8 protein-coding genes and 1 pseudogene are annotated in these 13,103 nt (G+C 67.5%); 5 read left to right on the forward strand and 4 right to left on the reverse strand.

What is annotated here, in order from left to right:
• The first annotated feature begins 75 nt into the window (after positions 1–75).
• A pseudogene (locus J2851_RS14780) lies at positions 76–584 on the forward strand (transposase).
• 52 nt (positions 585–636) lie between these two features.
• Here the strand turns inward: J2851_RS14780 and J2851_RS14785 are convergent.
• From J2851_RS14785 to tssA, 4 genes are all read right to left on the reverse strand, one after another.
• Positions 637–2,694, reverse strand: a complete 2,058-nt coding sequence (locus J2851_RS14785; RefSeq protein ID WP_209767079.1) for a caspase family protein — start codon at positions 2,692–2,694, stop codon at positions 637–639.
• 97 nt (positions 2,695–2,791) lie between these two features.
• Positions 2,792–3,649 carry a PP2C family protein-serine/threonine phosphatase gene (locus J2851_RS14790; RefSeq protein ID WP_209767081.1) on the reverse strand — a complete coding sequence of 286 codons (858 nt, stop codon included), beginning with the start codon at positions 3,647–3,649 and terminating at the stop codon, positions 2,792–2,794.
• A 34-nt stretch (positions 3,650–3,683) separates the two neighbouring features.
• Positions 3,684–5,510 (reverse strand): serine/threonine-protein kinase, encoded by a 1,827-nt coding sequence (locus J2851_RS36325; protein ID WP_209767082.1) that lies wholly within the window; start codon positions 5,508–5,510, stop codon positions 3,684–3,686.
• 167 nt (positions 5,511–5,677) lie between these two features.
• Positions 5,678–6,859 (reverse strand): type VI secretion system protein TssA, encoded by a 1,182-nt coding sequence (gene tssA, locus J2851_RS14800; protein ID WP_209767084.1) that lies wholly within the window; start codon positions 6,857–6,859, stop codon positions 5,678–5,680.
• Positions 6,860–7,059: 200 nt separating this feature from the next.
• Here tssA and J2851_RS14805 point away from each other — a divergent pair, with 200 nt between their 5' ends.
• The 4 genes from J2851_RS14805 to J2851_RS14820 all read left to right on the forward strand — a co-directional run bounded on the left by J2851_RS14805 (position 7,060) and on the right by J2851_RS14820 (position 13,090).
• Positions 7,060–8,958, forward strand: coding sequence for a type VI secretion system Vgr family protein (locus J2851_RS14805; protein ID WP_209767086.1), 1,899 nt, complete (start codon positions 7,060–7,062; stop codon positions 8,956–8,958).
• Positions 8,959–9,166: 208 nt separating this feature from the next.
• The gene (tssH, locus tag J2851_RS14810; protein ID WP_209767088.1) at positions 9,167–11,806 is read left to right on the forward strand and encodes a type VI secretion system ATPase TssH; all 2,640 of its coding nucleotides are present in this window, start codon (positions 9,167–9,169) and stop codon (positions 11,804–11,806) included.
• Positions 11,807–11,835: 29 nt separating this feature from the next.
• Positions 11,836–12,315 carry an Hcp family type VI secretion system effector gene (locus J2851_RS14815; protein ID WP_201043555.1) on the forward strand — a complete coding sequence of 160 codons (480 nt, stop codon included), beginning with the start codon at positions 11,836–11,838 and terminating at the stop codon, positions 12,313–12,315.
• Between the two features lie 133 nt (positions 12,316–12,448).
• Positions 12,449–13,090, forward strand: a complete 642-nt coding sequence (locus tag J2851_RS14820) for a hypothetical protein (RefSeq protein WP_209767089.1) — start codon at positions 12,449–12,451, stop codon at positions 13,088–13,090.
• Positions 13,091–13,103: the final 13 nt, after the last annotated feature.

Genomic DNA, 13,103 nt, shown 5'->3' on the forward strand with positions numbered 1-13,103 from the left:
GCTGAAGCCGAGAGTCCGATGCCGTACAAGGCCAACGAGCCCCGCCGTCACAAGATCCCGAAGGCGCGCTAGCGTGTGGAGAACTGGGCAGCCTACGACGCGGCGCTGCGCCGGCGCGGCGACCTGACGATCTGGGTGTCGCCGGAGGCGATCGCCGCCTGGACGCCGCCCGCCACGGGACGGCGGGGCCGGCCTTCCCGCTACTCCGACATCGCCATTGAGACCGGGCTGATGATGCGCTTGGCGTTGGGCCGGCCGTGGCGGCAGACCGAGGGCCTGCTGGGCTCGTCAGCGCTGGCCAGGACGGACGGGCCGGTGACCGTGGTCATCCCGAGAGCGCTCCCACGCAACGTGACCGCCACATCCAGAGGTTCGCGCAATGCGGACGGCTCAGCTGGCAGCGGGCGGTCGGCTGCGGACGCCGCTCCTTGGGCGAGGTGGCGATGTTGCGCTACAAGACCCTGATCGGGCGCAGCCTGCACGCTCGGACTCTGCCAGCGCAGAAGGCCGAGGCCGTCGCCGGCTGCAAAGTCCTCAACATCATGGCAAGCCTCGGGATGCCGGTCTCCCGCAAGGTCGCCTGAATACCAACTTTCTCGGGCGCAGTCCGTCAACGCACCGAGATTTGCACCAACGTCATTTCTGGACGATCACGCTGCCCTGCCAAACGCCGGGGATGACCAAATCCTCGCCCGATCCGCCTTTGGCGATGCGCACGCCGGGACCATTCTGCAGCCCGTTTCTGAAGGTGCCGACGAACTGGTCGCCGGAACGGAAGGTCATGGTGCCCATTCCTTCCGGCTGCATGTCGGCTATGGTGCCGAGGTAGCGGTCGCCGTTGCCGAACAGCACTTCTCCCGCCCCGTTCGGACGACCGTTGCGGATTTCGCCGGTGAAGACGTCGCCGTTGGGAAAGTGGTAGGTGCCCGCCCCCTGCGGACTGCCGTTCGCGAAGGTACCTTCGAACCGCTCGCCGCTGGGGAAGCTGTAGACGCCCGCCCCCGTCATGGCATCGTTCTTCCATTCGCCTTCATAGGCGCCGCCGTTGCCGTACCGGTAGACTCCGAAGCCGGTCTTCGTCGGCCCGTCGCCCTGGCCCCGGTACGAATCGCCGTTGGGGAACTTGGAATTGATGCTGCGCCCGTCCTGCGCCGCGGCCTGCGCCCGCTTCTGCGCGCTCCGCGCCTGCTCCGCCGCGGTGCGGCCGGCGTTGCGCTTGGCCGTAGCTTGCTGGGTCGCCTCACGCGCGCTGGCCACCGCGGACCGGATGGGCGGCGGAAGGGTGGCGAACGGGTCGCCCGCCTTCGACTCCGCCGGCGAGCCCGAACCCGACGATCCCAAGGGCTCGTCCGGCGGCGTGCCGGTCGAACCGGAGGAAGGAGGCGGCCCTTTCGCCACGTCCTGTTTGGCCTCCTGCCTGGGCACTTCGGAAAGGCTGGCGAGTGGGACGTAGCCGTCGTTCCAGAACACGTCGCGGACCTTCACCCAATCGCCCTCAGGCACCGGAACGGCAACGGTCACAGGTGCGCCGCGTTCCAGGGTGCGCAGGCTGCGGGCCCCCTTCTCCGGACGGTCCCGCATGGCGGTCGTGTCCTTGGTGACATAGACGTCGCCCTCGTTCAGGCGCTTTTGCGGCGCCTTCGCCTCCTCCTTCGGCGGCGGTTCGGCCGGCGCATCCTTGGTGAGGAGGGCGGATTGGACATAGCCGGTCCTCCCCCCCTCCTCGATGCGCATCCACTCCGCCTTGCCGACTTTGACCTTGGCCGTGACGGACACCGGGGCCGCCTTGTCGAGGGTTCGGACACGGGGCGACTTGGCGTCCGGGTCCTTGAAAAGCGCCGTTTTGCGCGTCGTGTAGAAGTCCCCCTTGAATGGTTCGATGATCACGGCCGACGGCGTGGTGGCCGGTGGGGGAGTGGGTGCCTGGGCAGTGGGTGCTGGGGCGGCGGGCGGCGGCGCGGCCGGCACCAGCACCAGGTCACCGTCCAGCCGGTCTTCGAACCAGAGGCGCTGGGCGCCCCCGGACAGGCCGGCGAGCGTCTGGTCCGCCGCCTGGAGCGCACGCTTCACCGGAACGCCCGGCTTGACGATTTCCTCGGCAAGCGCGGCGGCGAAGGCGCTGGCGCCGTTCGCCTTGGTCGGCACCGGGGACGATCCCGGCCGCTGGCCGAAGGCGATGATCATGCGGTCGCGCGGCGTGGTCGTGGCCAGAAGCGGGCTGGCCGAACGGCCGTTCGCACCCATGCTGGTCGCGAGGCGGTCCACCATCGGGTTGGGCACGATCGGATCGAACGCCACGATGGAGCGGTAACTGGCGTTCTGGATCTGCTCCAGCACCGAATCCAGCTCGATGGTCTCGAGCATGGCGTCCACCTCCATGTTGAGGCGGGCGTCGCTGGGAATGATGAAGCTCTTGTCGTTGAGGCTGAGCACCATGCCCGCATAGTAGAAGGCGCCGAGATCCGCACGCGCCAGATCCTCCTGGAAACGGGACAGCGCACGCGTGAGGTTGCGGTGGTTGAGGTCGTACTGGGTCACCACCTCGAAGCCGGCCTTGCGCAGGGCATCGGTCACGGTCCGCGCGCTGGTTGCAGCACCCGGTACGGAGCCGCCGTTGTCATAGCGGCCGTTGCCAATCACCAGCGCCACGCGCCGCTCCGCGGCCATGGCCTGTTCCACCAAACCCGAAAACACGAGAACCACCACGAGGACAAACGCCGACAGACCAAAGCGCGCCCGGCTTAACATGAAGGTTTCTCCCCCCTAGGGAACCGTTCGGTGTCGTCTCGTTTCAGGATGTGAGCGTCGGATCGCCGTCATGCGGATCGCCCTTCTGCGGATCCTCGGCCGGTGGCGGGGTCCGCAACGGGCCGGCCACGGCTTCGCACAGGACCAGCACCAGCGTGACGTTGTCCCGCGCCCCGCGCGCCAGCGCGGCATCGAGCAGCCGTGCCGCCGCTTCCGCAACGCCGTCCGCGCTGCGGCCCGCGGCGTCGAGCACACCGGATATGTCGGCGTCGGCGAGCGTTTTGGTCAGGCCGTCGCTGCACAGAAGGAAGAGGTCGCCGTGGTTCACGTCGCCCTCCACCGTGTCGAGGACCAGCGCGTCCGTGGCGCCGACGGCGCGGGTGATGACGTTCGACTTGGCGTGCCCTTCGGCCTCCGACGGGTCGAGCACGCCGCTGTCGATCAGCTGCTGGACGTAGCTGTGGTCGCGGGTCACCTGGACGAAGGCGCCGCTGCGGGCGCGGTACAGCCGACTGTCGCCCGCCCAGGCGCAGGAGAACCGGCGCCCGGTGATGGTCAGCACGACCACCGTGCTGCCCACCACGGCGCTGCCGAGGCGCCCGGCGTGATCCAGCAGCGCGGCGTTGCACCCGTCCAGGGCCGCGCGAATCTCCCGCCCGGCCGGCGCGCCCATGGCCGGGTCGATGCAGCGGTTCAACGCCTCCACCACCGTCCGGCTGGCGTAATCGCCCGCCTCGTGCCCGCCCATGCCGTCGGCGACCGCCCACAGCCCGACGTTCGAGCGGTCCAGGCACGCGTCCTCGTTGACCGACCGGACGGTTCCGGCGTGGCTGATCGCCGCCGTGTGGAACCAGAACGTCCGGGTCGGCGCGTGATCGTCGATCGTTTCCCCGTCGCTCATCACCGTTCTCCCGCGGATAAAGGGCCTTGGACCGTCAGCAGCGCCGGAAGGGCCGGTTGTATTCGCGCCAGTCCGGATCTCCGTCCGAACGGGCGCGCAGTTGCACCATGGTGCCGTTGTTGCCGGAAAATTCGCCGAACTCCCAAAAAGTCCGCCGCCCGTCCGCACCCGTCAGCTCGACGAGAAGCATGCCGTCGGCCGACTCATACCGGCTGACCCGCATCGGAACGTTGGAGCCGCTGGGCAACGACAGCGTCCATTCCGCCGGCGCCAGGGTCAGCTTCATGACCTCGCTGCACCATCCGCCCATGAGTGCACGGACATCCTCCACGCCCGGGGGCTCGATCGGACGCGGTTCGACCGGACGGGGCGGCACCGTCAGCACCGCCGGTTTCGGCACGGGCGGATCGGGCTGTGGCGGACGGGGAACGTCCAACGCCTTCGGCCGTTCCGGCTCGGGCGGCTTGGCCGGAGGCTTCGCATCCACCGGAGGAGGAGGCGCCAGCCGCGCCGTTTGAGTGGTCGTGGATGTCGGGGTGGATGTCGGCGGCAGTGTCGGCGGCGGTGTCGGCGTGGGCGTTGCTGTCGATGTGGGGGGCGGTGCCGCCTTCGGCGTCCGCGGCGCCATGTCCGCGGCGGTTTCCGCCGGCCGCGCAGCGGACTTTTCCGGCGCCGATGCCGGGAGATCCGGCGCAAGCCAGCCCGTCCACCACAGGCCGCCCACCGTCAGGGCGGCCGCCGCGGTGCCGGCCAGCCCCACCTTCGCGGCAAGGCCGAACTTCGGCGCGGCGCTTCCGCGTCCCAGCCTCATGTCACGCAGGAAGACCTCGACCGAGGGCGTCCTTCTGGCGGCGTCGAATTCCAGCGCGTTTTGCAGCGCCCGCATCTGCGCCTTCCCCAGGCCCCGGATGCGCGCAAGCTTCATGCGCGTGTCACGCGCGTGGGTGGCCGGCATCCGGCCGAAGGGGTGGTGCCCGGCGAGCAGCTCGTAGGTGATGCAGGCGAGCGAGTAGATGTCCCCGCGCGGATCGGGCGTTTGCGTCTCGATCATTTCCGGGCTGGCGTAGGCGGGGGTCATGGCGCCCAGGCTGCCCACGTCGAAGGCCGTAGCGTCCTCGTCGCCCGCCGTCGGCTGCTTGATCGCGCGGGCAAGGCCGAAGTCGATAACCTTCACGCGGCCGGTGTCGGTGATGAAGATGTTGCCCGGCTTCAGGTCCCAATGGACGAAACCGTTGCCATGGGCGAAGGCCAGCGCCTCCCCCACCGCGTTGATGATCCGCCCGGCCTCGGTCGGCGGCATGGAGGTGAAGCCTTCGGCGCGGATGATGCGGTCCAGCGACTTGCCCGTCAGGTATTCCATCGTGATGAAGAAGCGGTCGCCGTCCCGGTCGAAGTCGTAGACCTTGATGATGTTGGGATGCGAAAGCTCCTGCGCTTTGCGCGCCTCGCGCTGCAGGGCGATGATGCTGCTGGGATGTTCGCGCAGGCTCTCCTTCAGCACCTTGATGGCGACGTAGGGGTTGCGGTCGGACGCTTCCTGCTTGCGCAGGTCGAGCGCCAGGAAGACCTTGCCCATGCCCCCGGCCCCCAGGACCTGTTCCAGGACGAACCGTTCCTTGAGCACGTCGCCGACCTGGACCGGCTCCGCCGCGCGTGGCAGTGGCCGGAATCCGGAGGATGTCGAGCGCAGGGACGGCAGTCCTTCCGAAATCGGCCCTTCGGAGTTTGGTCCCTTGGAAAGCGGCCCTTCGGACTCCGGTCCGATGGAGATCGGCTGCACCACCGTGCCTTCATCCTCGGACGGCTTGCCCTCCGGCGGTTCCGGCAGGGGAATGCGCTGGAGAAACGGTTCCTTTCTCATGGCCTCGTCTCCCTGCCCTGACGCCTTCGGGCTCTCCGGTCACGGGTAAAAATTGTAGGCCTCGGAGCACGCCCCGGGGAACGGCTTTGTACCGGTCGCGTCTTTCGCAACCGGAGTGCCGATACCTCGCTTTGGACGGACATCCGGCCGTTCGAACAGCACCGCATCTAATCCTCTCTGGACTCGGCAAGCCGCTTGTCGATGCCGGCGGCCGTCAACAGCCCGCGCCGCGCGTCCTCGTCCGGCAGCAACTCGGCCAGAAGTTCGACGAAAGGCAGCCGGGCGCGTCGCACCAGTTCGGTCAGGGTGTAGGAGACGGGCGAGTGCGGCTCCGCCTCGCGGAAATACCGGGCGACCGCTTCCAGCGTCCGCAATGCGTCCTCGCGCGAGGCGAACCCCTCGATCGTCATGGGCTGGGATGATCCGGCCCAGGGCGGGGCGGCGGCGTTCACCGACCCGGCAAACGCCGCCATCGCGGACGCCGCCGGCCCGACCGACGAGCCCGCATCGCCCTGGGGTGAAGCCGCTGCGGCGGGGTCCAGCGCGCTTCCGGCGAAGCCGGTCAACGTCCGGCGCATCTGCTCCAGCGTGTCGCGGATGGCCCGCGTCGGCGGACCGTCCACGCCGAGCCGCGCGTCGAGCGCCGCTTCCAGCCCCTGGAACTCCCGAAGGCAACGGTCGATGTTCGAGGCCAGCCTGACGAAGGCGGCGGGTGGCGTCGTCCGTGCGCTGGCTTCGATCACGTCCATGGGCACGGTCCCGGCGGCGATGCGGCGCTCCCGCCGGTCGTCATCGCCCAGCAGGTCGAGCCCGGCCGCCTGCTCCACCTGCCACAGCGCGTAGGAACCGCCATCCGCACCGAAGGTCAGCGGCACCCGGCTGAGCGGTTGAAGCAGCGTTCCGTTCCCGTCCCGTCCGTTCAGTCCGGCCAGCGGTGCGACGGTGGTTTCGACGCCGTCCTCGTCCGGATGCGGGTGAAGGTCGGGCCAGAAGCGCTCCACCAGCCCGCGCAGGACCGCAAAGCCGTCGGCCAGGCCCGCCATGCCGCGCGTGCGCAGCAACGCCTCGGCCAGCCATGCCGCGACTTCCAGATCCTTGCTCTGCGTGGCCAGGACGGACGGGGCGAGATCGGCGATGGTCCGCCATTCGGATGGTATGGCGGAGGCGTCGCTTTCGGCCTCCTGCCGCCGCTCCGCCGCGCGCGCGGCCTGCCGCGCGTCCTTCAACTGCCGGTAGGGAGCGCCGTCCGCGTAGTCCAGGCGCAAGTCCGGCCCCGTGGGCGCCTCGGCGGAGATCGGGGCTAGAATGGCTTCAAGGTCAAGCGCGGCCGTATCGAAAGAAGTATCCATGCCGACATCCATTTGATGCATGAGCATTTCAGTCCAGCAGCGCCGATTACTCGCCATCAAAATGTAGGTACCGAAAATAACATGCGGATTAGTCTGAAAAAAACGACCACGACGGACCGCGCCCGCATTGCGTTCGGTGGAGTGCTTCGGCAGTCTTTCCGGTCTGCCCGACCCTCGGAAGCCCAGCCGGGAGCGTTGCCATGGACCCGAGCGCCGCCATCGCCGTCGCATCCACCAACCGCCTGCTGACGCTGGACACCGTGCTCGGCAGAGGAGCGACGCTGCTCACCGCCTTTTCCGGCGAGGAGGCCATGTCCTCGCTGTTCCGCTTCACGCTGGACGTCGTCAGCCCGCGCATGACGATCAAGCCGGAGGAGCTGATCGGCACGCCGGTGTCCTGGACCGTGTCGGCCCCCGCCGGAACCCCGCGCCGCTTTCACGGAATCGTGCAGGGCTTCGATGTCGGCGCCCCCATCGAGGATGGCCAGCGCTCCTACCGGCTGGAGGTCGTGCCCTGGCTGTGGCTTCTGACCCAGACCACCGACTGCCGCATCTTCCAGAAGCAGAGCGTGCGCGACATCATCCGCACCGTTCTGGAGGATCACCGCGCCGCCTCCCCCGCCGTGCAGTTCGACCTGTCGGGCATCAAGGGGGCCGACGCGAAGCGCGACTACTGCGTGCAGTATGACGAGAGCGACTTCGCCTTCATCTCTCGGCTGGCCGAGGAGGAGGGCATCTTCTACGTGTTCCGGCACGAGGCCGACCGTCACGTCCTCGTCATGGCCGACGGCACGTCCGCCTACAAGGATCTTCCCGAGAGCCGGATCGACATGGCGCGGGAAGGGCAAGGCTGGGGCGGCATCACGCAGTGGGTCGGCGGCTACCGCTTCCGCCCCGACCGGATGGTGCAGCGCGACTTCAACTTCGAAACCCCGCGCACCGACCTGACGGCGTCCAGCAACACCATGCTGCCGTCGATGCGCGGCGCGCCGCAGGAGCGGTTCGAGTATCCCGGCGGCTACGCCGACCTCGGCGCCGGCACGGCGCGCGCCAAGATGCGGATGGAGGAGATCGAGGCGCCCTTCCTTCAGGTCTCCGGCGCCGGCAGCGCGCGCCACATGACGCCCGGCGGGCGCTTCACCCTGAACAACCACGCCGTGGCGGCGGAGAACGGGCGCGCCTACGTCGTCACCGGGGTCCGGCACGCGGCCACCGACCCGAAGCTGCGGTCGACCGGCGGCGGGCAGGCAGATTACCAGAACGCCTTCGACGCCATCCCGGCCGACGTCGCCTACCGCCCGCCACGCGTCACGCCGCGCCCGGTGATGCGCGGCCCCCAGACGGCCATCGTCGTCGGCAACGCCGGCGAGGAGATCGACTGCGACAAGCACGGCCGCGTGCGCGTGCAGTTCCACTGGGACCGGCTGGGCAAGCGCAACGAGAACAGCTCCTGCTGGGTCCGCGTGGCGCAGCTGTCGGCGGGGCGCGGCTGGGGACACCAGTTCATCCCGCGCATCGGGACCGAGGTGGTGGTGGATTTCCTGGACGGCGATCCCGACCGGCCGCTGATCGTCGGCAGCGTCTACAACGGCGACAACCCCGTGCCCTACGCCCTGCCCGACAACAAGACGCAGAGCGGCGTCAAGACGCGCAGCAGCAAGGGCGGCGGCCCGGCCGACTTCAACGAACTGCGCTTCGAGGACCGCAAGGGGAGCGAGCAGGTCTATTTCCACGCCCAGAAGGACTTCCAGCGGGTGGTGGAGAAGGACGACACGCTGGAGGTCGGCAAGAACCAGACCGAGACGATCAAGGAGGGCAACCGGACGGTCACCATCGAGATGGGGAACGACGCCCTGACCATCCAGCAGGGCAACCAGACCACCAAGGTCGCGCTGGGAAAGAGCGAGTGCGAGGCCATGCAGTCCATCGAGCTGAAGGTCGGCCAAAGCTCGATCCGGCTGGACCAGACCGGGGTCACCATCCGCGGCCTGATGGTGCGCATCGAAGGCCAGGCGATGACCGAGGTGAAGGCCCCCATGAACCAGGTGAAGGGCGACGCCATGGTCGCCATCAAGGGCGGCTTGGTGACCATCAACTGAGTGCCAACTGAGTGCCGACCGAGCGCCGGCCGGGGGCACACCCGAAATCGCCGCATCCTGCGGGGGAAGTGGCCCGAACAGAGGTCACCCGGCTACTCCCATCGCCTATACACAAGAATGGCCTTTGAAACGCCCGTGGTTGCTTTGAAACATTTGCTCGCCCGGCAAGTATAGCCGAACAACAGGGCTTGATCAGGAGACCGGATCGATGGTGTCGGTGAACCTGTCGTCGCTCCTCGCAAAGCTGAACGAGCCGTGCCGGACGGCCCTGGAGGCGGCGCCGGGTTTCGCGCTGTCGCGGGGCAACCAGGCGGTGGAGATCGAGCACTGGCTGCTCCGCCTGCTCGACCAGCCCGACACCGACCTGCACGCCATCGCCCACCACCACGCCATCGACATCGGCCGCGTCCAGGACAGCCTGACCCGCAGCCTGGACGGCATGCGCGCCGGCAACACGCGCACGCCGGTGCTGTCCCCCTATCTGGTCACCCTGGCGCGGGAAGGATGGCTGCTGGCTTCCCTGGATGGCGAGGGGAACGGCGAGGCGCCGCGCGTCCGCTCCGGTCATCTGCTGCTGGCCCTGCTGAGCGACGAGACGCTGGCCCAGGCGACGCGCGCGGCGCTCGGCCCCCTCGCGAAGTTATCCGCGGAGGCGCTGGCCGCCGACTGGCACGGCATCGCCAGGAACTCCCGCGAGGCCCGGCAGGCCCCGGCGGCCGGCACCTCTCCCAAGGCGGAGGACGCTCCTGCCGCGGCCGGCGGCGCGCTGGCGCGTTTCACCATCGACCTGACGGAGCGCGCCCGCGCCGGCAAGATCGACCCGGTGCTGGGCCGCGACGCGGAAATCCGCGCCATCGTCGACGTGCTGACCCGCCGCCGCCAGAACAACCCGATCCTCACCGGCGAGGCCGGCGTCGGCAAGACCGCCGTGGTGGAGGGATTCGCCGCGCGCGTCGCCGCCGGCGACGTGCCGCCGGCGCTCCGCGAGGTCGCGGTGAAGACGCTCGACCTCGGCCTGCTTCAGGCCGGCGCCAGCGTGCGCGGGGAGTTCGAGAACCGCCTGCGCTCCGTCATCGACGAGGTGAAGGCGTCGCCCCAGCCGATCATCCTGTTCATCGACGAGGCGCACACCCTGATCGGGGCCGGCGGACAAGCCGGGCAGAACGACGCCGCCAACCTGCTGAAGCCCGCGCTGGCGCGCGGCGAGTTGCGCACCATCGCCGCCACCACTTGGGCCGAATACAAGAAATACTTCGAGCGCGACCCGGCCCTGTCCCGCCGCTTCCAAGTTGTGAAGGTGGAGGAGCCGGACGAGGCCGCCGCCCTGTCGATGATGCACGGCCTCGTGACGACGCTGGAAAAGCACCACGGCGTGCGCATCCTGGACGAGGCGGTGGTGGAGGCCGTGCGCCTGTCCCACCGCTACATCGCCGGGCGGCAGCTGCCGGACAAGGCGGTCAGCCTGCTCGACACCGCCTGCGCCCGCGTCGGCATGAGCCAGTCGGCCACCCCGGCGGCGGTGGAGGACCAGCGCCGGACCATCGACGCGCTCGCCAACCGCATCGCGGTGCTCGACCGCGAAGCCGCGCTGGGCACCGACCATGCCGCGGCCATCGCCGAGTTGACGGAGCGCCGGGAGGCCGCCATCGCGGCGCTCGCCGCCGTCGAGGCGCGCTGGACGCGGGAGCTGGAGCTTGCCGCGGAGATCAAGCGCCTGCGCGAAGCGATCGAGGCCGCCGAACCCGATTCCCCCCGGGCGGCGGAGGACAAGGCCGCGCTTGCCCGCACGCTCGACGAGCTGGCCGAGGCGCAGGGCGAGCAGCCGCTGGTCCATGTCTTCGTGGATGGGACGGCGGTGGCCGACGTGGTCGCCACCTGGACCGGCATCCCGGTCGGCCGCATGGTGACCAGCGAGATCGACGCCGTGCTGTCCTTGCGCGACCGCCTGTCGGAGCGCGTGATCGGCCAGGACCACGCGCTGGAAGCCATCGCCCAGGCCGTGCGCACCGCCCGCGCCCGGCTGACCGACCCACGCAAGCCCATCGGCGTGTTCCTGATGGTCGGCACCAGCGGCGTCGGCAAGACCGAGACCGCCCTGGCGTTGGCCGAGGCGCTGTACGGCGGGGAGCAGAACCTGACCGTCATCAACATGTCGGAGTTCAAGGAGGAGCATAAGGTCTCCATGCTCCTGGGCTCGCCCCCCGGCTACGTCGGCTATGGCGAGGGCGGCGTGCTGACCGAGGCGGTGCGCCGCCGCCCCTACTCCGTCATCCTGCTGGACGAGATGGAGAAGGCCCACCCCGGCGTGCAGGACATCTTCTTCCAGGTGTTCGACAAGGGCATGCTGCGCGACGGCGAGGGGCGCGACATCGACTTCAAGAACACCCTCATCATCATGACCTCCAACGCCGGCACGGACACGCTGACACGGCTCTCGACCTCCCCCACCGGCCTGCCGGCGCCGGACACCCTGCCCGAGGCCCTGCAACCGGAGCTGCTGCGCCACTTCAAGCCGGCCTTTCTCGGCCGCGTGACGCTGGTGCCCTACCTGCCGCTGGCGCCCGACATCCTGACCCGCATCGTCGAGTTGAACCTGAACCGGATTTCCCGACGCCTGTTTGATGCCTACCGCGCCGACTTCCGCTATGGCCCCGAGGTGGTGGAGGCGATTGCGGCGCGGTGTGGCGAGGTTCACAGCGGCGCCCGCAACATCGAGCATATCCTGACCCGCGGCCTGCTCCCCGACCTGTCCGCCCTCCTTCTGGAGCGGCTGGCGCGCGACGAGCCGGTCGCCGCGGCCCAGGTCACCCTCGACCCGCAGGGCCGCTTTTCCTTCGAGATCCACTAATTCCGCTTCAATCCTCCGGGAGGAGTCCGATGGCCATCTACGTGAAGATCGACGGCATCGAGGGCGATGCGACGCATGAGTCCCACAAGAACTGGGTGGACGTCGGATCCATGCAGTTCGGCGTCGGCCGGGCCATCAGCACGCCCAGCGGCCGGGCGGCCAACCGCGAGGCGTCGGAACCCTCCATCAGCGAAGTCACCCTGACCCGCGAACTCGACAAGTCCTCGCCCAAGTTCTTCAAGGAGGCGGTGGCCGGCAAGGTCGGCAAGAAGGTGCAGATCGACCTCGTCACCACCGGCGATCCCGGCGACACCTTTATGACTTACACGCTGGAGAACGCCCTGGTCAGCGGCTACAGCGTGTCGGCGAACGGCAGCGGCCGGCCGAGCGAGACGATCAGCCTGAACTTCTCAAAAATCGAATTGAAGTACACGCCCTACGACGCCGGTCACAAGCCGCAGGCGCCGATTGTCAGTTCCTACGATATCGCGACGACGAAGTCGGGATGAGCGGCCATAGGCGTGCTTGCATCAGTACGGTGATGTCCAAAGTGCTTAAAGCGGATTGTGATCCGTTTTGAGGTCAGAGCATTGCCGCACTGGTGCCGGCGAATAGAAAAAGCTCCAGGAAGAGGATTCAAGAATGATACCGGCGTTGTCCAAAATGACAGAGGACATACAGAAAATTATTCTAAGCCCCCGTGATGAAGCAAAAAAACTTATCTTAAAAGAAGGCACCAAAGCCGCAGCGGGAGGAATCAACAAATTAATCATCCCTGTACACCAACGCATCTCAAAATGGAAGCAAGAACAATCAGTTCTGATTCATAGTGACGACATCGCTACAGCAGCAGCCCTTGCGGACATTCTCTATTCTGACACATTGATGATTAAGATTAATGGAACGTCTTTGTCAAAAAAAGATGGAGATATGAAATCATTTCCATTGAGCTATCTACATTACGAATCTCTAATGAAATCCGAGCAATCGCTTCACGAGACGGCAGATCGGCTTAGAAAAATTCGCGCCATATTTGACGTTGGATTGCCGGGCTGCATCAGTGTCCTTTTGTTCAGTAAATACCTCGATTTAAAATCTTTAGCAAACAAAATCATATCAACACAATTTCTAGATTTCATGATGGTTAAGGATGCCTTGGACAACTGCAAGAACGGGGTTGAAATCTGTGACAAAGGCCTTTCATGGGCAAATCAGCACGATGCCTTGGTGCACGAGTGGATTGACGCTCACAAAAAGTCGTCAAAACAAGGAAAATGCAGATAGAACTACAACTCTC

The sequence above is a fragment of the Azospirillum rugosum genome, from assembly GCF_017876155.1.
Lineage (GTDB): Bacteria > Pseudomonadota > Alphaproteobacteria > Azospirillales > Azospirillaceae > Azospirillum > Azospirillum rugosum.

Excerpts from the sequence above, each read along its gene's own strand:
- J2851_RS14790 (WP_209767081.1), bottom strand. The coding sequence starts at position 3,649 with ATGAGCGACGGGGAAACGATCGACGATCACGCGCCGACCCGGACGTTC.
- J2851_RS36325 (WP_209767082.1), bottom strand. The coding sequence starts at position 5,510 with ATGAGAAAGGAACCGTTTCTCCAGCGCATTCCCCTGCCGGAACCGCCG.
- tssA (WP_209767084.1), bottom strand. The coding sequence starts at position 6,859 with ATGGATACTTCTTTCGATACGGCCGCGCTTGACCTTGAAGCCATTCTA.
- J2851_RS14805 (WP_209767086.1), top strand. The coding sequence starts at position 7,060 with ATGGACCCGAGCGCCGCCATCGCCGTCGCATCCACCAACCGCCTGCTG.
- tssH (WP_209767088.1), top strand. The coding sequence starts at position 9,167 with ATGGTGTCGGTGAACCTGTCGTCGCTCCTCGCAAAGCTGAACGAGCCG.
- J2851_RS14815 (WP_201043555.1), top strand. The coding sequence starts at position 11,836 with ATGGCCATCTACGTGAAGATCGACGGCATCGAGGGCGATGCGACGCAT.
- J2851_RS14820 (WP_209767089.1), top strand. The coding sequence starts at position 12,449 with ATGATACCGGCGTTGTCCAAAATGACAGAGGACATACAGAAAATTATT.